Here is a 19,423-nt window from a genome sequence, read left to right on the forward strand (position 1 = left end):
CTTAGTGCACGTGACCGTGGTCGATCTCTGACGGCGTCGCTTCGCGCACGGAAACCACTTCGATGTCGAAGTGCAGTTCCACACCGGCCAGCGGGTGGTTGCCGTTGATGGTGACCTGGTCGCCGTCGATGTCGATGATTTCCACTTCGATCGGGTGACCTTCGGTGCTCTGGGCGCGGAACGCCATACCTACCTGCAGTTCTTCAACACCGCCAAACGCGTCCTTCGGCAGGGTCTGGATCAGTTCCGGATTCTGCGGGCCGTAGCCGTCTTCCGGCGCAACCACCACGGTGAATTTGTCACCGGCGCTCTTGTCCAGCATTTCCTTTTCCAGCCCGGAAATAATGTTGCCCACGCCCTGGAGGTATTTCAGCGGTTGGCCACCTTCGGAAGTGTCGATCACGGTACCTTCGGCGTCTTTCAGGGTGTAGTTGATCTCCACCACGCTGTGGTTAGCAATTTTCATTGGCAATCTCTTGTGTCTTGAGAGTGAGTTGTAGCGCTTACCGCTTACGGAAGGAAAGCAAACGGGGGTATAAGGCTGAATGAGCGTGCATTGTATGGGGCCGACCCGGCACTCGCAACCGAGCCGGGGCTGTGCTGCGGTTACTCCCCGGGAATGGGATGTTGAAATATATAGGCGGAAGAGGCGGTGCCCCGATTGCGGGGCCGTGCCGGATGGGAATGGTGGGCGTCAGCAGGCGATCGAGAGGGGTTCTTCACCGCGTCCCAGCAGGTTGCTGGTGGTGCGTACCAGCTGGTCACATATTGCCGAGGAGAAGCCCAGTTCAAGGAGTCGCGCTTCGAGATATTCGAGCAGTGCTTCAAACAGCGCCGGGTTCAGGCCCCGGGCGAGGAAGTTGGCGCGCGCGCTGTAGGTGGGTTCCGACTCACCGGCAAGCGCATGGCTCAGGAACTGGGCTTGTCGGCTGTGTTGCTTGTCGTGATCGGCGGCATCTTCAGGCGCCATGTATTTGCCAATGGCCTGATAAAACTCGGCTACGGTCTGATTGAGAAACTGGCGGCCGCCCAGGCGAGCGAGCAGTCCCAGCGGACAGCCTTGTTCCTTAGGGGTGACTGTCGCCGGGCCCTTGGGGGCGGGCGTTTGGATAGGCAGTAACGTGGGCGCGGCGCTTGGCATTGGTGGATTCCCCCGATGAGATGGTAATCAGTGTGTCGCGGTGGTGTCCGAATTGCCTCGGTTTGTCGATACGCTTTGCCGACACTCTCCCGGTAGATTTTCCCGCCGTTGTGCGGATCCCGGGGAGGGGCTGGGACTGCCTGTCGCGATATGGGTGGCAAGACTACGGGATGGGGATACCCCTGCCAACGAAACGCCATGAAATTGTCACAGCCTTCCACGGGTTATGCTGCGTGGGTTTAATTAGGTGCAAAACCCTGGCGTGCATTGCCTCCTGTGACGGTTTTTGTCGGGTTTTTTTCCTTCTCTCTGGTTTCGGTGTGGCCCTGGTTGTGACCCTAAAGAGTCAGTAGAGAACTGTCCGGGTGGCGTCGTTGAAAGTGGCACTGTTAGACTTCCCGGTCTCGAGTAATTTCTACTGCGCAGGATGTAACGCCTGCCTCCTGCCAGCGTTGCTAGGTTTGGTTTAATTTTTGGTCGCTTTCGAGCTGCTGTAGCAGTCTCTGGATAATAGAACGAGGCACAAGATGGCTAGTATTTTTACCCGTATCATTAACGGCGAACTGCCGGGGCACTTTGTGTGGCGCGATGAGGTCGCTGTAGCGATCATGACCATCGCACCGGTCAAACCGGGTCACTGCCTGGTCATTCCGGTTGCGGAAGTGGACCACTGGGATGACGTGCCTGCAGCGATCAGTGCGCACCTGCTGGATGTGGCCGGTAAGGTGGCCAAGGCACAGAAGAAGGTCTATTCGCCAAAGCGGGTAGGGGTAATGGTGGCGGGATTAGAGGTGCCACACACCCACTACCATCTGGTGCCAATTGACGGAATTGCCGAACTGGATTTTGCATTGCAGCAGCCCGCAGAGCCGGAGGTACTGGCCGCAGAGGCGGCGAAACTCCGTGCAGCCCTGGTGGAGCTGGGCTACCGCGACAGCGTGGAGTGACATGGGGAGGGGATCCCCCCCGTGAGAAAATTTGCCCGCCCCTGCATCCAGATCACTGGGTGACTGCGTCTCAGTGGCAATCAACAAAAGAACAGGTTAACGGCTCATGATTTCCAGAATGTCGATTTTTTCCGCACTGCTGCTACTGGTGCTGGGCGCTGGCGCCGTGCAGGCGCAGGACTCCAGCAAGACCTTCCAGTTGGAAAGTTTCTCTGCCATCGCGCTAAAAGGTAGTTCCGACCTCAAGGTGGTACAGGGGAATACATTTTCTGTAACCGCCCATGGCGAGGAAAAATATCTGCCCTATGCCCGTGCTGAAGTGGATGGGGATGGCAACCTGTCCCTGTGGGTGGAGGCGGACAGCAAGAGCCTGTTCGGCGTGGTTACCGTCAGCACCGAGCCGGAAATCGAGTTTCGTGTCACTCTGCCGGTCGTCACTGCTATTCGTGTGACCGGCTCCGGGGATGCGCAGGCGGATACCCTCGAGAGCGAGAAGCTCGACCTGCGTGTAACCGGTTCCGGCATGATCAAGGTGGATAAAGTGGCGGCGGAGGCTCTCAGCACCGGCGTTACCGGTTCCGGAGACCTGATTCTGGGTACGGTGCTGGCGGTGCACGGCTCCGCGGGCATCACCGGCTCCGGCGACATCCGCATGGACAATTTTATCGGTGAGGACTTCTCTGCCCAGATCAAGGGCTCAGGCGATATGGCTATTGGTGGCAAGGTGGCGAATCTGAATGTCACGGTGATGGGGAGTGGCGACTTTATGGGCAGAAGCCTTAGTGCCACCAACGCTGGCGGTGCCATCATGGGTTCCGGTGACATTGTGTTGAAGCGCCCGGCGAACGAGTCCTTCTCGGTGATGGGGTCTGGCGACGTCGCCCTGGTGGAGTGATTCGCGTTATTCCCCCAAAGTATCCCAGAGCGCGGCCCCGGCCGCGCTTTTGCATTGTGTGGAAACATATAGACTTCAGGGGTTGAAACGGTCATTTGGACCACCATCCTTGTGCCATGGTGCTGCAGGTTCCACAACGCTTTCGCCGCGCTCCCCGCCCCGAAGGCGTATGCTGGGCATAAACCCGGGTGTATACATGCGCTTAGAGATTCGGTGTGCAAAAGGAGTTTTCATGGGTTCTGCTGAAGATCAGCCCGGGGGGGCTAAAGGCCGCTTGCGCGCCTTCAAACGCCAGTTTCGAAAGCTGCGTAAAGAGGCGGTGGAGAAGTCCCACTGGGCGGCCGAACGACTGCTCGACCGGCGTATCTGTATCGGTATTACCGGCCTCAGTGGCGCCGGTAAATCCACTCTGATTACCAGCCTCATCTACCAGCTCAGCCATCCCGACCGCGCGCAGTTACCCGGCTTTTCCCCGGCATTGAATGGGCGCTTGCAGGGGGCAGAGCTGCACCCTGCGCTCGATACCGGGTTGCCCCTGTTCGAGTACCAGCAGTGCTTGAAGGCGTTGACCGCCAACCCGCCTCGCTGGCCGGAATCTACCCGCGAACTGTCGGCGCTCGAGCTGCATGTGCACCTTCAGGGGCGTCGTCTCGGGCGCAATTACCGGCAAAAAATCATCCTCGAATTCCGCGACTATCCCGGCGAGTGGCTGATGGACCTGCCGCTGTTGCGGATGGATTTCACCACCTGGTGCCGTCACCAGCGAGATCTGCTGGAGCAGGAGCCGCGGGCCGGGTTGGCGCCGGCGCTGCTGTCACAGTTGCACGGGCTTGCGCCGGATGCCACTGCGGATAAACGGCAGATCGACAGCCTGTGGCAGAACTACCGGCAGTTCCTGCGCGACTGTCGCAGCGTCCGCAAGCTCAGTTATCTGCAGCCGGGAAGGGCACTGCTCGACAACGAAGAGTACGGTTTTTTCCCCCTGCTGGGGATTGGCCACCGCATTCAGTCCGACCTCGACGCACTGCCCGAAGACAGCGTGTACAAGGTGTTGCAAGCCCGCTATCGGCACTACGTGGACGAGCGGGTGACACCATTCGTCGACAGTCACTTCCGCCACCTGGATCGCCAGCTGGTACTGGTGGACCTGATCAGTACCCTGTTTGCGGGCGAGGACGCCCTCGAAGACATGCGCAAAGCTTTCGGGCAAATCGCAGACACCTTCAATTACGGCAGCAATGGGCTGTTGCGCAAACTCTGGCGCCCGCGCATCGATCGTCTGGTGTTCGCGGCCACCAAGGTCGATCAGGTACTGGCGGCGGATCACGACTCGCTGCGCCAGCTTCTTGGTCAGCAGTTACAGCAGGTTTTTTCCGGTGCCCGCCATCGCGGTCTGCCGCTGTTCTGTGAGGCAATTGCTGCGGTGCGCTGCTCCAACGAAAGTGTCCGCGACGGCCGCCGTTTGCTGGTGGGCCACGCTATGGATGGAAGCTATCTCGGGTTTGAGAATGCGGAAATCCTCGCGCACTTGCCGCAGGAAGGAGAGTGGCAGCACTACAAGGGCGGCTTGCCGCCGCAGCTGCGGCCGCCCATGGGAATCGGGCGGGAAGGTTATATGCCACATATCCGCATGGATGCGCTGTTGAATCTGTTGTTGGGAGATAAGCTCTGATGGCTGGCTCTGGCAAAAACTATCCTGGCGACGAAAATGCGCGCGCTAAACGCGGCGAAAGTGATGAGCCGACTTCAGCGGCCAGTACCCGACGCCAGACCCGCATTGAAAACCTCGAAGCGGAAGAACCCTCGAAGCGGGGGCGCGCCAGTACCCGGGTGGAAACCCTCGCGGAAGAACCCGCGCAGCTGCCGCGTTCCATTACCACTGGCGAGTCGCTGCCGGACAAAATCTCCTTTTCCGAGCTACGTCTGCCGGTGTTTCGTCTGCGGCTGTGGAAGCCGGCGCTGCTTGCGGCTCTGGCACTCACGTTCGGTGCGGTGTTCTGGGAGCTGCGGCAGTTTTTTTACTGGGCGGCAGACATGCACTGGACCCTGGGCTTACTGGCCGGGGTAGTAATCGGCGCGCTGGTGCTCACCATGGCGAGTGCGGTGTGGGAGTATTTCCGTGCAGGCCGGCCGCTGCGTAAGTTGCAGAAAACCCAGGAACTTGCGGCACAGGTGCGCGACAGTCGTGCCACAGACGCGGTCGAGCCGCTCAACCAGCAGTTGAGTGAGCTCTTTGCTGGCAAGCCGCAGGGAGCGTTGCTCGCCCGGGTGCAGGACGAGATGCCGGACTACTATGACAACAGCGAACTATTGCGGCATCTTGAGCTGAATTTCTTTGAGGCATTGGACCAGGAGGCTCTGCGGCGCATTGTTCGCCACGCCACAACCACCGGTGCCCTGGTAGGGTTGAGTCCCTTCACCACGCTGGATGTTCTGGTTGCTCTTCGGCAATCGATGCGCATGATTGACGACGTCGCCCAGATTTACGGAGTGCGGCCGTCGGTGGTCGTGCGCTGGCGACTGTTCAAGAAAGTACTGGCCCTGATTGCCTACAGCGGTGCCAGTGAATATGCGGTAAGCGAGCTTTGGCCCGAATTGGTGGGCGACAGCATGTTGAGCACAGTGTCCGCGCGACTGGGGCAGGGCATGGGTGCCAGCCTGTTTATGGCGAGAATTGGACTCGCCGCCGTTCACAGCTGCCGCCCGATTCCCTTTTCCGAAAAGCAGCGCCCGCGGCTGGGTGCGCTAACCAAGCGGATTGCCGTCAGCCTGAAAGAGCGGTTGTTGGGACGAGATCGCAATAATTGGCCCGCTTCAGCATCCACCATTGGTGACGCGGACAGGATTATCCAGGAAGAGGTGCAGGAGGGTTCACCGTCACGCAGCGCCCGCGATCAATAATCGCTTCAGTGGAGAAGCTGGCGGTGGACCAATCAATCGGCAGAGTGAGCTGGAAATGGTGGGCGTGGTAAATAGACCGCGCAGCCGGGAGTGTCCGGCCTGCACGGTCTTATCCGGTGACGCTCTTTGGCGTGATTAGCGGAACTGTTTTTTCATCAGCATCCGGGTGTGGTGCTGGTCTACCAGTTTCGCCAGGGTATCAAAGCGGCTTTTGACGAACGGGCGCGGATTGTTGTTGCCTACCGCATCGGGATACTCAACCCCTTCGCGCACCAGTTGCAGTTCTTTGGCCAGTGCCTCTATTGCTTCAAAAATATCTTTGGTGTTTTTTTCATCGTAAAAAATACGACTGTCTGCGGTGTCTTTCAGGTAAGAGTCGCACTCTCCCAGCCATTCCGCGCGCTGATTCAGAAAGTTGATGGTATTGCGGATGCCGCCCTTGTACTCGGGTTTGAAGTTTTCGTTGATGTATTTCCCGAGGCTGCGCATACCTGAATCCACGAACTGTTCGACCACGCTATCGCAATAGGCATCGTCGAGATATGCCGGGTGAGAGCTGGTTGCATTGGCATTGATCGTGGTGAAAAAACAGGTAACTACTGTTGCGAACAGCGGTATCAGCTTGCGAGTGAGAGCGGAGTGGAAAAAAGACCGTGTCTTGGAGGCGTCTGGCGTTTTCATTGTTGAATGCCCTACTGTTGTTTTAGCTATCAGGCTTGTTATTGTGATAAGCGTCACATGAATATCGAAACGCCAGTCTTATGTCAACGAGTTTTAAGTATGATTTGTCACTTATGTGCCAATTGTGGACCAGTGCGCGTTTCCCTGTACTGATCAGGTGTGTTTAACCTGACAATAGTGCGAATCGGCAACCGTATAGCAAGCGCAGATGGCGGCATGAGTAGAGTGTAAGGAGTAAGTTTTGTCTGAGTTTGATTTTGACCTTTTTGTGATTGGCGCAGGTTCCGGTGGTGTGCGCGCTGCCCGCATGGCTGCGGCTGCTGGCATGCGGGTGGCGGTGGCGGAAGAGCGCTACATGGGCGGTACCTGTGTGAATGTGGGTTGTGTCCCGAAAAAGCTGTTTGTCTACGCCAGTGCCTACCGGGAAACGTTCGAAGATGCGGAAGCCTACGGTTGGGAAGGCCAGAAAGATGCCCGTTTCGTGTGGGCCACCCTGCGGGACAATAATGCGAAAGAGGTCACCCGCCTCAATGGAATTTACCGCAATCTACTTGCCAATGCCGGCGTACATATTATCGATGGCCGAGCGCGCCTGACCGGGCGGCAACAGGTGCATGTGGGTGACGACAGTTACACCGCTGAACGCATCCTGGTCGCGACCGGAGGCTGGCCTTTTGTGCCGGACTTTCCCGGCAGTGAATACGCCATCACCTCGAATGAAATCTTTTCCCTGGAAGTGTTTCCGCAGCGGATACTGGTGGTTGGCGGCGGTTATATTGCAGTGGAATTTGCAGGGATTTTTGCCGGGCTTGGCGCAAAAACCCACCTTTCGTATCGCCGGGAATTGTTTTTGCGCGGTTTTGATAATGATGTTCGTACGTTCGTCCGTGATGAGCTGGGTAAAAAGGATATCCATCTCCATTTCAACCACGAGGTGCAATCCATAGAAAAGCTCGAAGGCGGTGCCCTGCGGGTGACGGGTAGTGATGGCGAAGTATTGGAAGTGGATGCGGTGCTTTACGCCACGGGGCGCAACCCCAATACCCGGGGGCTGGGTCTCGACAAGTTGGGGGTGGTGGTCCACAAGGACGGTACTATCGGAGTGGACGACAATTTTCGCAGCAGCGTAACGTCTATTTACGCGCTGGGGGATGTGACCGGTGGCCCCGAGCTCACCCCGGTTGCGCTTGCGGAGGCCATGGCGCTGGTCAAGCACTGGCAGAGCGGGAAAACGGCGGAAATTGACTACAACAATATTCCCACCGCGGTGTTCTGCCAGCCCAATATCGGCACTGTGGGACTAACCGAGGAGGAGGCCCGTCAGGCGGGCATTTCGGTTGCCGTCTATAAATCTGACTTTCGCGCCATGCGCCACTCGGTCAGTGGTCGTGATGAGCGGACGCTGATGAAACTGATTGTCGACAAGGAGAGCGACAGGGTGGTTGGCGTGCATATGGTGGGGGCCGACGCCGGTGAAATCATTCAGGGCATGGCAGTGGCGATGAAGGCTGGTGCCACCAAGTCGGTGTTTGATCAGACCATTGGCATCCATCCCACTGCCGCAGAGGAATTTGTCACCATGCGCAAGGCGGTGCCGGAATAATTTCGATGGAAGGATAGCCTGAGTTTTCAGCGCATATCGGATGTATAAAAAAAGCTGTGCCGGATCGGTTTCCGGCACAGCTTTTTTATTTCTGCACGCTCCTTGCCCATGCCGGGCAGTGAGTGAATGCTCGACGCTTCATTTTTCTCGGTGGCGGGCCGTTTGGCGACTGCCTTTTAGCCGGTCTCCGACAGTGAGAAGCGCAACGGGAAAAATTTCAGTTCCCCCTAGGGTTGCCATATTCGGTTGGTCACGATACCGCGAGTAGCGGCAAATTTAGTCGGTCTCGATATCCGGCGCCGATATCTGGTGCCGGCGGGTTTTGCGGCGGTCTCCGCGCTCTTTCAGACAGCGCTCCGCGGAGTCAAAGGCACCATTGACCGCGCGATGAATGGAATCGCTTTCGTTGGTAATGGTGACGGGGTTGCCGCTCAGGGCAAGCTCAACGGAAGCGCGGTACTGCTTTCCTTTGTGCTTGTGATGATGGGGGGCTTCAAGGACCACACGGCTTCGTATGATGTCGCCACAATAACGTTCCAGCTTGTGCAATTTTTTGGATACTGTGTCTGCCAGGGCGGCGGACTTGTCGATATCGCGGAACACAATGTTATCGTAAGGCGCTGATTTCATGGGCACATACCTCCGGTTATAAAGGACCTATGCAGGCCGCATACGCGGTTTGCTGAAAGAAGGTAGGGCGCCCTGTAGGGAGTCTGTTCGGCGTGAAAATCGGAGCACCGGAGTTCGCAGTTCAGTTGTTGCCGGGTTGGCAACTTGGGGTGTTTTGCGCTCGGGCCGGTTTTCATGCCGGATCAGGATTATCTCCCTGTAGGTCATAATGCGATTCTCAGAAAAAAAATCAAGCTCTCGAATCAATAAAATGTCACAAATATTTGTTAGTCCGCAGGAACTTTTCTAGTCACGTGAAAAGTCCTGATTTGCGGCACAAGTCACTGCGTGTCAAGCAATCCCGTTGGCACGGTCATTGCTGCGTATATCTGTCTGGGGTACATTGTCACGCCTCGTATGGGGCATTTTGTGTGCCGGTTTTGCAGGGTGTTATCCGCTTCCCGATGCAAGTCCGGACACTTTCCGCGATAAGCGCACGCGCGCCTCTGTGTTTCCTGAAGTAAAAATTCAAACAACGGACTTTTGACTATGGCGGTAAACCGTGGTTGCTCGCTGATTTTTGCGGGCTTTGTGGGGGTAATGGGATGGTGCGCGACGGTGCAGGGGGAGTCTTCACTGACCGTTGAGCAAAACAAACTTGCACGTATGGAGCAGTCTCTGGAAAACCGGCTGGTAGAGCTGGAAGACGTAGAGAATGAAATGCTCGGCTACGAATACAAGCTGAAGCGTGCACAGGAGTCGCTGGGTCAGGCCCGTACGCATTACGAACAAACGTTGAAAGAGCTCAAGGCGGCGGAGCGGGAGCACAAGCAGGCACCCAGCACGGATACCGAGCGGGCCCTCAACAAGGCGCGCCATGCCCACTCTATGGCGGAGCGTGGCGTCGACAGTCGCAACCGCCGGGTAGAGTTCATCCAGTCCACCTTTGGTGACCTCGAAACGCGTATGAAGTCCTCGCAGGCATCTGTGGCGGACATCAAGGTGCGCGTTGCTCAGCAACAGGTGCTCGTCGACAAGCTGGTGAAGGCCATGCTGGTGCAGGCGGAGAACCAGAATAGGGCGCAAGCGAAGGCGGCAAGCGAACGCAAGGTCGTCGAACCGGAAGAGCCGGTGGGTAAACCGGAAATTCCCGCGCCGAGTGTGGCGTCACTGACCCCAGCTGAGCCGGTGGTGGAATCTCCAGAACCCGCCCCGGAGATGGCCGCGCCGCAGGCGCCGGCAGTCGATCAGCGTGAGATCGACCCCGAGTTACTTGCCTACGCGCGCGGTGAGCAGGAGCGGCTTGAGAAGGTTTTAAGCGAGCTCGAAGACGAAGACGACAGTGGCAAGCAGACCTTTCGCAACCTGTCCCTTCGCCCATCGGGTGGTGAGGCAATCGATTTCGAGTTTCTGGGACGGAATCAGTACCGCCTGGTAGCGCCTGTCAGCGCCGGTCGCCAGACCTACAAAATCAACTCCTGGCGCTTCCGTCGCACCATCCCTGCAGAAGATGAGGGGGTGCGCTACGTGTTTATTTTTGATGCGCGTAGATTGTCCCGCCCGCGCTTGGTGATGTACCCGGAGTACGTGTTGTCGCAGCTGGACTGATCGGTCGCAATTTTCCGTAGAATAAGTCCAAACAAAAAAGGCCCGCTTTGCGGGCCTTTTTTGTTTGGGCGGATTTTGTTCCTGCAGGTGCCATTTACTCCGGTGGGTGGCCTTTGAGGGGGAGTGACAGCAGTGGGCGGTACTGGCTTCCGCCCGGAGCGAGCAGGCTGTGGTACAGGGTGAGGTTGTCCAGTGTGCAGGTGAAGGCGGTGGCGAGCGGTTGCGGGCGAGCAAACCCTGACCCGCTTCTCGCCAGTGTGAAGTGAGGGCGAAAGGTTTTGCGCTCGGGCTGCTTGCCGATTGCGCGCATCAGCGCCGAGCACTGTTGCTGCAGCTCCACGAGTTGCGGGTTGGGTAACAGTTCGGCCGCCAGCAGTTTTGCGCGCATTTTAGGAAAGGGATGGGTGCTGACAATTTCGCCGTAGCAGGTGGGGGCGGCAGCGGCGATTTCCCGCAGGCAGTGTTCAATCGTGTCCAGATGTTCGGCGTTCGTGTCCCCGAGAAAGGCCAGGGTGAGATGGCGATTTGCGTGGGTGATCCAGCGGGAGCTGTGGGGTAAACCCTGTCGTTCGAGATGCTGGCATGTGGCGTCGAGAAAGCGCTGCGTAGCACGGTCCGGCGCTATACCAATAAACAAGCGCAACGGCTGGTCACTCCCTGAAGGAAGCGCGTCCGTGATTTCATTGGTTTTATGAATTTGCATATTTTCTTGTTTGTACCCTTGAAGCGGGGAAGTATGGCCACATATCTGAGATTAAGGGCGGCAGGCTCGACAGAGGTGCCTCCCGGGATGTCCGTTTTTTCGTAACTACTTGTCAGTATTGTTGGCGAAATGCGGATTTGAATGCCTGGTATCAGTAGTACGGGTGTTTTTCATTCGAAGCTTGCATGAATGATCCAAATCATGGATCCATGAATAGCTACAAATATTGCTCTGAATTGAGGATATGACAATGCGTAATTTAGATCTCTCCCCACTTTACCGTTCCGCCATCGGCTTTGATCGTCTGGCTTCAGTGCTGGATTCCATGTCGGCTACGGAGCAGAACCAACCTGCCTACCCCCCCTACAACATCGAGTTGACCGGGGAAAATGCTTACCGAATTTCCATGGCCGTTGCGGGCTTCGATCAGTCCGAACTGGATATCCATATGGAGCAGAATCGATTGACTGTCAGTGGCAAAAAAGCCGCGGAAGAGGGAGGTCGTAACTTCCTGCATCGTGGAATTGCCGCGCGCAATTTTGAGCGTCGCTTCCAGATTGCCGATCACGTCCGAGTGACTGGAGCGCAGCTGGCAAATGGGCTGCTGCATATTGACCTGGTGCGGGAAATTCCCGAGGCGATGAAACCGCGCAAGATTGAAATTTCCAGTGGCAATTTGCTGCAGTCAGAAAAGGCAGCGAATGTGGATGTTTCGGAAACGTCCGCCCGGGGAAATTCCCAGAGTGAACAAGCCGCCTGAGTGTGAGTGACTCTCCCCTGAATGATGGCGGATCTGAATCCGCCCCATCCTGCCCGCTGTGCCGCCATCCGGCGGCACACTTCTATCATCGCGACAAACTTCGTGCGTATTACCAGTGTGCGGAATGCGCGCTGGTTTTCGTTCCGCCGGACTATCATCTCCCTCCCAGCGCCGAAAAAGCCTACTACGATCTCCACGAAAACAGCATGAATGACCAGGGCTACCAGCGCTTCCTGAATCGCTGTGCCGAACCTTTGCTGGAGAGGCTTCCGCCGGCAGCCAAAGGTCTGGATTTTGGCTGTGGACCCGCGCCATTGCTGGCGCGTCTGCTGGAGCAGGCAGGGCATTCGGTGGCGACGTACGATCTGTATTACCAGCCGGATTCCTCAGTGCTGCAAGACCAGTACGATTTTATTGTCAGTACCGAAGTGGTTGAGCATCTGGCCGATCCATTACAGGTGTTGCAGAGTTTGTGGCAGTGCGTTGGACCGGGCGGTCTGCTGGCATTGATGACCAAGTTGGTGGCCGGTCCCGAGCGGTTTGCCAACTGGCACTATATCCGCGATCCCACCCACATTGTTTTTTTCAGCGAGCAAACGTTTCTGTGGTTGGCGCAGCAGCTGCAGGCAGAGCTGGAGATCTGTGGTGCGGATGTGATTTTCCTGAGAAAACAGTAGTTTTCCCACGGGAATACATGGCTATCAGGTGTTTACGCGGAACAACTTTGCGCGCACGGTAGTGCGGTATTCGCTGGGTGTGGTCGAAAGGAATTTCTTGAACAGCGCGGTGAAGTGCCCCATATCCTGATAGCCGACTTTTTCCGCGATTTCATTGACGGAAAGATTAGTGGACTGGAGAAGCTCCCGTGCCATATCCACCCGGACATTCTGCAGGTATTGCAGTGGCGTCTGCCCGGTGGCGAGTTTGAAACGGCGGTTGAAGGATCGCACGCTCATATCAAAAAATTTAGCCACCTCACTCAGTTTTACGTCCTCGCTACAGTGCTGTTTCAGCCAGGTCTGCGCCTGCACGATTTCCTCATCCGGGTGCAGGTGTACCGCGCCCTCGGAGTAGGCGATTTCTTCGAACGGGCGGCGGATTTCGTGGGAGAAATTGCGCTCCACGTGGCTGGCAATGGCGGGTCCGTAAAGCTGCCGGATCAGATGCACAGTCACATCCGCCAGCGCGTTGACACTGGCAGCGCAGAACAACTTGTCGGCCTGGGTGATGAAGTACTGCCGCTTGAGCTTGACCTCGGGGTAGTTCGCGGCGAACTGTTCGAAGTAATGCCAGTGGGTTGTCGCGGGCTTGCCGTCCAGCAGTCCGGCTTCCGCGAGAAAGCACACGCCGGTGCCCACGGCACTGATCGCCGCACCGCGCGCTGCCTGCTGTTTCAGCCAGTCCAGTAAAGCACCGCTGCGTCGCAGCGCGGGGCGCGGGTTTCGCCACAGTGCAGGCAGGTAAATGATGTCGCTGTCCGGCGCGTCGGCCAACGCCACATCTGGTGTCAACTGGAACCCGGAACTCGTCTGCACCGGTTTGCCATCGATACTGGCAGTGACCAGCTTCAGCGGAGTTTTTTCACCCTCTGCCCGTGCGCGGCTGTCCGCTCCCCGCAGCATTTCCAGCGGCAACATGGTGCCGGTGGAAAGCATCTGATCGACGAGCATGAATGTGACGGTTGGCATGGGTAACTCTCTGCGACGGGGTCATCCGCTGTGCGGTCAACGGCAGCACGCTTTTGGCGGCGCCTGTGGGGATTGGCCAGATGCTCAAATTTGCTGGCCAGTATGCCCATAACGAGGCCGAATCGCCAGCCCCTAAACTGGCCCACCATCGAATCTGCTGGGGCAGTTTCCACTCGTTTGTTCGAATCAGGCAGGAGGTCAGGATGCAGCGCCTACCCGTAATCACCGCATTTGGGGGCTTTAACCCCGCTGGTCGCAGTTCATTTCACCGTGGCTACAAGCGTATGGTGCTGGACCGTCTGGGCGCAGCGGAGCGCACCGATGTTTTGTCTGATCTCGCCGCCCTGATGGGGCTGCGCACCGGCGACGCCGCCAGTGGCCCGCTGAGCGCCGAGCTCGAGCAGCAGGTGCTACAGGGTACCCTGGTGCGCGAGCTGGAATCTCGCTACTACGATTATCGCCACTGTCATTTTCACCAGCCTGCAGAGTTGCGCAGCGAAGGTGGCTTCACCTTCGAAATGTCCGCGCGCCAGCTGCCATCGCCGCTGCCGGAAGGATGGAGTGTAGAGCCCCTGGACAACGGGCGGGTGCGAGTTCGCACGGCAGAGCTCTCCGTCATGCTCGACAGCTACCGCGAAATCTCGGTCGCGTCCGCCGGACAGCTGCCCACCGGCTTTGAGCCGGGGGAGCAGTACAATTCCCGTTTCCATCCGCGTGGTCTGCAACTCGCGATTCTCGGTGCCTCTGACGCCATCCAGTCACTGGGTATCGACTGGGACCTGGTCACCGCCAAGGCGGGTCCGGACAAGATTTCTGTTTACGCCAGTTCCGCAATGAGCCAGTTGGATCCCAACGGCAATGGCGGTTTGCTGCAATCGCGACTGCGTGGCGGACGTGTGAGTTCCAAACAGTTGGCGCTGGGTCTGACCAGCATGCCCGCGGACTTCGTCAATGCCTATGTACTCGGCAGTGTCGGTACCACTGGTGCTGTGGCCGGTGCCTGCGCCACCTATCTCTACAATTTGCGCGCTGCGGTAGAGGATATTCGCTGTGGTCGTGCGCGGGTCGCCGTGGTTGGCGCTGCAGAGGCGCCACTGGTACCGGAAGTTGTGGACGGGTACACAACCATGGGTGCGCTTGCCAACCTGGAGGGGCTGCGCAAAATCTTTGGCGATGAAATTGATTTTCGCCGTGCCAGCCGTCCCTTCGGCGACAACTGCGGTTTTACCCTTGGGGAGGGCAGCCAGTGGGCGGTATTGATGGATGACGAACTGGCGCTGGAGCTGGGAGCGCCCATCCATGGTGCGGTAGCCAACGTCTTCGTCAACGCCGATGGTCCCAAGAAATCCATTTCCGCGCCGGGCCCGGGTAATTACCTGACTGTCGCGCGCGCCATGTCCGAAGTTCGCGCGATTCTTGGTGAAGAGAGTCTGCGCCAGCGCAGCTTCGTACAGGCGCACGGTTCCAGTACTCCGCAGAACCGGGTAACAGAATCCGCGATCTTTGATCGTCTCGCCGGTGCATTCGGTATCCAAAACTGGCCGGTTTGTGCAGTGAAGGCATTTGTGGGGCACACCGTTGCCGCCGCCAGTGGTGATCAGCTTATTTCCAGCCTGGGTATTTTCGACCGCGGCATTCTCCCCGGTATCACTACCATCGATCGGGTAGCGGACGATGTATACCACCAGCACCTGGATCTGTCCCTGACACATGTGGAGCGGGACCCGGCATCTCTGGATGTGGCGTTCCTCAATTCCAAGGGATTCGGTGGCAATAATGCGACCGCGAGTGTGTTTGCGCCGCATATTGCGCAAAAAATGCTGGCCAAACGGCACGGGGATCGCGCACTCACGGAATATCGCAAGCGCAACGAAGCGGTTGCCGAGCGTGCGGCAGCCTATGACGCCCGCGCGAGTCGGGGCGATTTGGATGCAATCTATCGCTTCGGTGAAGGCCTGATCGACGAGGAGGGCATTGCCGTGGACGGTCATTCCCTGAAGTTGCCCGGTGTTCCGGGTGAAGTAGTCCTGCCGGTGGAAAACCCCTTCGCGGATATGGTCTGAATTCGCTAGCCCAGATGTGCTCTGAACCCACTTTTGGTGGGTTCGACACATATTCTGGCGTCCCTTCCGGGCTCCGCCCCGATTTTCGACACTCGTTCGCCCAACTGCTCTCGCTGGCTCTTCTTGCGACGATTCGGTCATATTTTGAGCTGAATACCCTGTTCACCACAATTCACGCACTAATCAGGACAGTGGATATGGCGGAAATGGTATTCAAACGGACGTTTGAATCTGGCTATACTTGCTCGCGTTGACTGATATTGGGATGCGCGTCATTGGCTGCTCGCAGTTATGCCGCACTCTCGACGGACGCCGAGTCCGGATTCAGTCTTGCACAACCCCGACCCCCGGACCGGCTCATCCAACCGGGTGAAAATTCGGTCACCAATCAATGAGGTCAATAATGTTATTTAGTGGCAAAGCGCTATCCGTGCAAATGCTGGAAAACGGCATCGCGGAACTGAAATTCGATCTGGAAGGCGAGTCCGTCAACAAGTTCAATCGTCTTACCGTGGCGGAATTTTCCGGCGCACTGGATGCGATTGAAAAGGCTGGCGACATCAAAGGCCTGCTGCTGACCAGCGGCAAAAGTGTATTTATCGTCGGTGCCGATATTACCGAGTTTGGCGGTGCGTTTTCCGCCGGCGCGGAAGGCATCGCCGACCTGATGAACAAGAACAACGAAAACATCAATCGCCTGGAAGATCTGCCGTTCCCGACCGCGGTAGCGATCAATGGTTATGCATTGGGTGGCGGCTTCGAAGTCTGTCTGGGTTGTGATTTCCGGGTGATGGGCGAGCAGGCGAAAGTCGGCCTGCCGGAAGTGAAGCTGGGTCTGATTCCGGGCTGGGGTGGTACCGTTCGTCTGCCTCGCGTGGTAGGTGTGGACGTCGCCGCCGAGTGGATTGCCGCCGGTAAAGAGCAGCGCCCGGATGCGGCGCTCACCGCTCATGCCGTTGATGCAGTTGTGCCGACGGAAAAACTGAAAGACGCAGCGCTGAAGCTGCTCGGTCGCGCCATCTCTGGCGAACTGGATTACACCGCCCGTCGCGAAGTCAAAAAATCCCCGATCCCGCTGAACGACACCGAAGCGCTGATGGCTTTCTTCACCACCAAGGCGTTTGTGGGCCAGCAGGCGGGTCGCAACTATCCCTCCCCGGTCAACGCTGTGACCTCCATCGAGCAGGGCTACAAGCTGGGCCGTGATGAAGCGCTCAAGATTGAGCAGCAACAGTTCATCGCCAGCGCTCAGACCGAAACCGCCAAATCGCTGGTGGGCCTGTTCCTGAGGGATCAGATGATCGGCAAGGTCGCGAAGAGTTGGGAAAAGAAAGCCGACAAGAAAATCGAGCGTGCTGCTGTACTGGGTGCGGGCATCATGGGTGGCGGTATCGCCTACCAGTCCGCCTACAAGGGCACCGCGATCAAGATGAAGGACATCAACCAGGCCGGTATCGACCTCGGTCTGAAAGAAGCCAGCAAGCTGCTGTCCAATATGGTTGAGCGCGGTCGCATGGGCGCGCGTGAAATGGGTGAGGTGCTCAATCGTATCGAGCCAACCCTGAGCTACGACGGTTTCGACAATGTGGACGTTGTGGTTGAAGCCGTGGTGGAAAACCCGAAGGTAAAACACGCGGTCCTGAAAGAGGTGGAAAGCAAAGTCTCTGAAGATACCGTGATCGCCTCCAACACGTCGACGATTTCCATCGACACCCTGGCGGAACCTCTTTCCCGTCCGGAAAATTTCCTCGGCATGCACTTCTTCAACCCGGTGCACAAAATGCCGCTGGTGGAAGTTATCCGCGGTGAAAAGACGTCAGAAAAGGCGGTTGCTCGTGTCGTGGCCTATGCCAACAAAATGGGCAAAAAGGCGATCGTTGTGCGCGATTGCCCCGGATTCCTGGTGAACCGCGTACTGTTCCCGTACTTCGCCGGCTTCGCCATGCTGGTGCGCGATGGCGCCGACTTCCAGCAGGTCGACAAGGTCATGGAGCGCTGGGGCTGGCCGATGGGTCCGGCTTACCTGATGGATGTGGTCGGTATCGACACCGGTGTGCATGCGGAAAAAGTGATGGCGGAAGGCTTCCCCGAGCGTATGGGTAAAACCTTTACCGCTGCTTCTGATGTCATGTATGAAGCTGGTCGCTATGGCCAGAAAAACGGCAAGGGCTTCTACGTTTACGAAGAAGACAAAAAAGGTCGCCCGAAAAAAGTGGCCTCGGAAGAAACCTACGAGCTGCTTAAGCCGCACGTCGCGGATCGCCGTGAATTTGAAAACGATGAGATCGTTGCGCGCATGATGGTGCCGATGGCGACCGAGCTGGCTCGCTGTCTGGAAGAGGGGATCGTCGATTCGCCGGCAGAGGCAGATATGGCGCTGATCTACGGTATTGGCTTCCCGCCCTTCCGCGGCGGTATTTTTGCCTGGCTGGACAGCATCGGCCTGGATAACTTCGTGAAGATGGCTGATCAATACAGTGATCTGGGCGAGCTGTACAAGCCCACCGAAGGTATGCGCGAAATGGCTGCCAATGGCAAAACCTACTACGGCGACAAGTAAGGAGAGTTTCCATGAGTCTGAATCCTAGAGATGCCGTAATTGTCGACTATGCGCGTACTGCCATGGGCCGATCCAAGAACGGTGTATACCGCAACGTGCGTGCGGATGACATGTCGGCGGAGCTGCTGAGAAAATTCCTGCAGCGCAACGACAAGCTCGATCCGAAAGAAATTGACGATGTGATCTGGGGCTGTGTAATGCAGCGCGATGAACAGGGCTTCAACGTGGCGCGTATGATCGTGCTGCGAGCAGGCCTGCCACACACCGTTCCGGCGCAGACCGTAAACCGCCTGTGTGGCTCTTCCATGTCTTCCCTGCACACTGCGGCGGCGAATATCCAGGCCGGTGTTGGTGATGTGTATGTGGTCGGCGGTGTCGAGCACATGGGGCACCTGAATATGATGGAACACGTCAGCCCGAACCCGATGCTCGGTCGCTATATGGCGAAGGCTGCGGGTTCCATGGGGATGACCGCGGAATATCTGGCAATGATGCACGGCATCCAGCGCCAGCAGATGGATGAGTTCGGTGCGCGCTCTCATCGCTGCGCGGCGAAAGCAACAGAAGAGGGCAAGTTCGCTCGTGAAATCATTGCGATCGAAGGCCACGATGATGACGGTGTGCCGGTGTTGGTGGAAAAAGACCAGACCATTCGTCCGGAAACCACGGTAGAGGCACTCGCACAGCTGAGACCGGCGTTCGACCCCAAGCACGGACAGGTGACTGCGGGTACTTCCTCGCAGATTACTGACGGTGCCTCGGTGATGCTGGTGATGTCTGCCGAGCGTGCCCAGGCTCTCGGCCTCACGCCGATCGCAAAAGTGCGTGAAATGGCACTTGCAGGCGTGGATCCGTCCATCATGGGTTACGGCCCTGTGCCTTCCACCAAGAAAGCGCTGAAGCGCGCCGGGCTCACCATTGAGGATATCGATAAGGTCGAGTTGAACGAGGCCTTTGCGGCACAGGCATTGCCGGTGCTGAAGGATCTCAACCTGCTCGACGTCATGGACGACAAGGTAAACCTGTACGGCGGTGCCATCGCGCTGGGCCACCCCTTCGGTTGCTCCGGTGTCCGTATTACCGGCACTCTGCTGAGCGTCATGCAGAACGAAGGTGGCAATCTCGGTGTTTCGACCATGTGTATTGGTCTGGGGCAGGGGATTACCACGATCGTGGAAAGGGTCTGATTGTCCCTGAAGTCAAGTAAGTGGGGCGCCATCTGGCGCCCCACTTATTTTTGGGGGAGCGCTAAATGTTACGGGGT

The 19,423-nt window shown here is 57.6% G+C and carries 17 protein-coding genes; 11 read left to right on the plus strand and 6 right to left on the minus strand.

The window, feature by feature from the left end; translation table 11 throughout:
* Position 1 precedes the first annotated feature (1 nt).
* Complete coding sequence (locus R5R33_RS16665) at positions 2 to 466, minus strand: FKBP-type peptidyl-prolyl cis-trans isomerase (RefSeq protein ID WP_318953828.1); 465 nt, start codon at positions 464 to 466, stop codon at positions 2 to 4.
* A gap of 228 nt (positions 467 to 694) precedes the next feature.
* Entirely contained in the window at positions 695 to 1,141 is a 447-nt protein-coding gene (locus R5R33_RS16670) for a globin family protein (protein WP_318953829.1), read from the minus strand.
* 527 nt (positions 1,142 to 1,668) lie between these two features.
* Between R5R33_RS16670 and R5R33_RS16675 the strand changes: the two genes are divergently transcribed.
* The 4 genes from R5R33_RS16675 (at position 1,669) to R5R33_RS16690 (ending at position 5,884) form a co-directional block, all read left to right on the plus strand.
* Positions 1,669 to 2,088, plus strand: a complete 420-nt coding sequence (locus R5R33_RS16675; protein ID WP_318953830.1) for an HIT family protein — start codon at positions 1,669 to 1,671, stop codon at positions 2,086 to 2,088.
* A 118-nt stretch (positions 2,089 to 2,206) separates the two neighbouring features.
* The gene (locus R5R33_RS16680) at positions 2,207 to 2,983 is read left to right on the plus strand and encodes a GIN domain-containing protein (protein ID WP_318953831.1); all 777 of its coding nucleotides are present in this window, start codon (positions 2,207 to 2,209) and stop codon (positions 2,981 to 2,983) included.
* Between the two features lie 232 nt (positions 2,984 to 3,215).
* Complete coding sequence (locus tag R5R33_RS16685; protein WP_318953832.1) at positions 3,216 to 4,655, plus strand: YcjX family protein; 1,440 nt, start codon at positions 3,216 to 3,218, stop codon at positions 4,653 to 4,655.
* Positions 4,655 to 5,884, plus strand: coding sequence for a TIGR01620 family protein (locus R5R33_RS16690; RefSeq protein ID WP_318953833.1), 1,230 nt, complete (start codon positions 4,655 to 4,657; stop codon positions 5,882 to 5,884). The genes R5R33_RS16685 and R5R33_RS16690 overlap by 1 nt, the downstream gene beginning before the upstream one ends.
* 135 nt (positions 5,885 to 6,019) lie before the next feature.
* Here R5R33_RS16690 and R5R33_RS16695 read toward each other — a convergent pair whose 3' ends face one another.
* Positions 6,020 to 6,565 carry a hypothetical protein gene (locus R5R33_RS16695; RefSeq protein WP_318953834.1) on the minus strand — a complete coding sequence of 182 codons (546 nt, stop codon included), beginning with the start codon at positions 6,563 to 6,565 and terminating at the stop codon, positions 6,020 to 6,022.
* A 241-nt stretch (positions 6,566 to 6,806) separates the two neighbouring features.
* Between R5R33_RS16695 and gorA the strand changes: the two genes are divergently transcribed.
* Positions 6,807 to 8,168: a glutathione-disulfide reductase gene (gene gorA / locus R5R33_RS16700; RefSeq protein WP_318953835.1), complete on the plus strand. Its 1,362-nt coding sequence runs from the start codon at positions 6,807 to 6,809 to the stop codon at positions 8,166 to 8,168.
* A 276-nt stretch (positions 8,169 to 8,444) separates the two neighbouring features.
* Here gorA and R5R33_RS16705 read toward each other — a convergent pair whose 3' ends face one another.
* Complete coding sequence (locus R5R33_RS16705) at positions 8,445 to 8,798, minus strand: HPF/RaiA family ribosome-associated protein (RefSeq protein WP_318953836.1); 354 nt, start codon at positions 8,796 to 8,798, stop codon at positions 8,445 to 8,447.
* A 528-nt stretch (positions 8,799 to 9,326) separates the two neighbouring features.
* Between R5R33_RS16705 and R5R33_RS16710 the strand changes: the two genes are divergently transcribed.
* Positions 9,327 to 10,385, plus strand: a complete 1,059-nt coding sequence (locus R5R33_RS16710; protein ID WP_318953837.1) for a hypothetical protein — start codon at positions 9,327 to 9,329, stop codon at positions 10,383 to 10,385.
* A gap of 94 nt (positions 10,386 to 10,479) precedes the next feature.
* On the opposite strand, the gene thpR is transcribed toward R5R33_RS16710, so the two are convergent.
* Positions 10,480 to 11,088, minus strand: a complete 609-nt coding sequence (gene thpR / locus R5R33_RS16715; protein ID WP_318953838.1) for an RNA 2',3'-cyclic phosphodiesterase — start codon at positions 11,086 to 11,088, stop codon at positions 10,480 to 10,482.
* Positions 11,089 to 11,338: 250 nt separating this feature from the next.
* Between thpR and R5R33_RS16720 the strand changes: the two genes are divergently transcribed.
* Together R5R33_RS16720 and R5R33_RS16725 are read left to right on the plus strand one after the other, a co-directional pair.
* The gene (locus R5R33_RS16720; RefSeq protein ID WP_318953839.1) at positions 11,339 to 11,848 is read left to right on the plus strand and encodes an Hsp20 family protein; all 510 of its coding nucleotides are present in this window, start codon (positions 11,339 to 11,341) and stop codon (positions 11,846 to 11,848) included.
* A gap of 2 nt (positions 11,849 to 11,850) precedes the next feature.
* Positions 11,851 to 12,525: a class I SAM-dependent methyltransferase gene (locus R5R33_RS16725; RefSeq protein ID WP_318953840.1), complete on the plus strand. Its 675-nt coding sequence runs from the start codon at positions 11,851 to 11,853 to the stop codon at positions 12,523 to 12,525.
* Between the two features lie 24 nt (positions 12,526 to 12,549).
* Here the strand turns inward: R5R33_RS16725 and R5R33_RS16730 are convergent, their stop codons facing one another.
* Complete coding sequence (locus R5R33_RS16730) at positions 12,550 to 13,536, minus strand: GlxA family transcriptional regulator (RefSeq protein WP_318953841.1); 987 nt, start codon at positions 13,534 to 13,536, stop codon at positions 12,550 to 12,552.
* A gap of 203 nt (positions 13,537 to 13,739) precedes the next feature.
* Between R5R33_RS16730 and R5R33_RS16735 the strand changes: the two genes are divergently transcribed.
* The 3 genes from R5R33_RS16735 (at position 13,740) to fadA (ending at position 19,346) form a co-directional block, all read left to right on the plus strand.
* Complete coding sequence (locus tag R5R33_RS16735) at positions 13,740 to 15,599, plus strand: beta-ketoacyl synthase (protein WP_318953842.1); 1,860 nt, start codon at positions 13,740 to 13,742, stop codon at positions 15,597 to 15,599.
* A 403-nt stretch (positions 15,600 to 16,002) separates the two neighbouring features.
* Complete coding sequence (fadB, locus tag R5R33_RS16740) at positions 16,003 to 18,159, plus strand: fatty acid oxidation complex subunit alpha FadB (RefSeq protein WP_318953843.1); 2,157 nt, start codon at positions 16,003 to 16,005, stop codon at positions 18,157 to 18,159.
* A gap of 11 nt (positions 18,160 to 18,170) precedes the next feature.
* Positions 18,171 to 19,346 (plus strand): acetyl-CoA C-acyltransferase FadA, encoded by a 1,176-nt coding sequence (fadA, locus tag R5R33_RS16745; RefSeq protein WP_318953844.1) that lies wholly within the window; start codon positions 18,171 to 18,173, stop codon positions 19,344 to 19,346.
* The last annotated feature ends 77 nt before the right edge of the window (positions 19,347 to 19,423 follow it).

This window comes from Microbulbifer pacificus (assembly GCF_033723955.1).
GTDB classification, from domain to species: domain Bacteria; phylum Pseudomonadota; class Gammaproteobacteria; order Pseudomonadales; family Cellvibrionaceae; genus Microbulbifer; species Microbulbifer pacificus.

Excerpts from the sequence above, each read along its gene's own strand:
- R5R33_RS16670 (WP_318953829.1), bottom strand. The coding sequence starts at position 1,141 with ATGCCAAGCGCCGCGCCCACGTTACTGCCTATCCAAACGCCCGCCCCC.
- R5R33_RS16730 (WP_318953841.1), bottom strand. The coding sequence starts at position 13,536 with ATGCCAACCGTCACATTCATGCTCGTCGATCAGATGCTTTCCACCGGC.
- R5R33_RS16695 (WP_318953834.1), bottom strand. The coding sequence starts at position 6,565 with ATGAAAACGCCAGACGCCTCCAAGACACGGTCTTTTTTCCACTCCGCT.
- R5R33_RS16680 (WP_318953831.1), top strand. The coding sequence starts at position 2,207 with ATGTCGATTTTTTCCGCACTGCTGCTACTGGTGCTGGGCGCTGGCGCC.
- R5R33_RS16720 (WP_318953839.1), top strand. The coding sequence starts at position 11,339 with ATGCGTAATTTAGATCTCTCCCCACTTTACCGTTCCGCCATCGGCTTT.
- fadA (WP_318953844.1), top strand. The coding sequence starts at position 18,171 with ATGAGTCTGAATCCTAGAGATGCCGTAATTGTCGACTATGCGCGTACT.
- thpR (WP_318953838.1), bottom strand. The coding sequence starts at position 11,088 with ATGCAAATTCATAAAACCAATGAAATCACGGACGCGCTTCCTTCAGGG.
- R5R33_RS16710 (WP_318953837.1), top strand. The coding sequence starts at position 9,327 with ATGGCGGTAAACCGTGGTTGCTCGCTGATTTTTGCGGGCTTTGTGGGG.
- R5R33_RS16665 (WP_318953828.1), bottom strand. The coding sequence starts at position 466 with ATGAAAATTGCTAACCACAGCGTGGTGGAGATCAACTACACCCTGAAA.
- R5R33_RS16705 (WP_318953836.1), bottom strand. The coding sequence starts at position 8,798 with ATGAAATCAGCGCCTTACGATAACATTGTGTTCCGCGATATCGACAAG.
- R5R33_RS16685 (WP_318953832.1), top strand. The coding sequence starts at position 3,216 with ATGGGTTCTGCTGAAGATCAGCCCGGGGGGGCTAAAGGCCGCTTGCGC.
- R5R33_RS16735 (WP_318953842.1), top strand. The coding sequence starts at position 13,740 with ATGCAGCGCCTACCCGTAATCACCGCATTTGGGGGCTTTAACCCCGCT.
- R5R33_RS16675 (WP_318953830.1), top strand. The coding sequence starts at position 1,669 with ATGGCTAGTATTTTTACCCGTATCATTAACGGCGAACTGCCGGGGCAC.
- R5R33_RS16690 (WP_318953833.1), top strand. The coding sequence starts at position 4,655 with ATGGCTGGCTCTGGCAAAAACTATCCTGGCGACGAAAATGCGCGCGCT.
- fadB (WP_318953843.1), top strand. The coding sequence starts at position 16,003 with ATGTTATTTAGTGGCAAAGCGCTATCCGTGCAAATGCTGGAAAACGGC.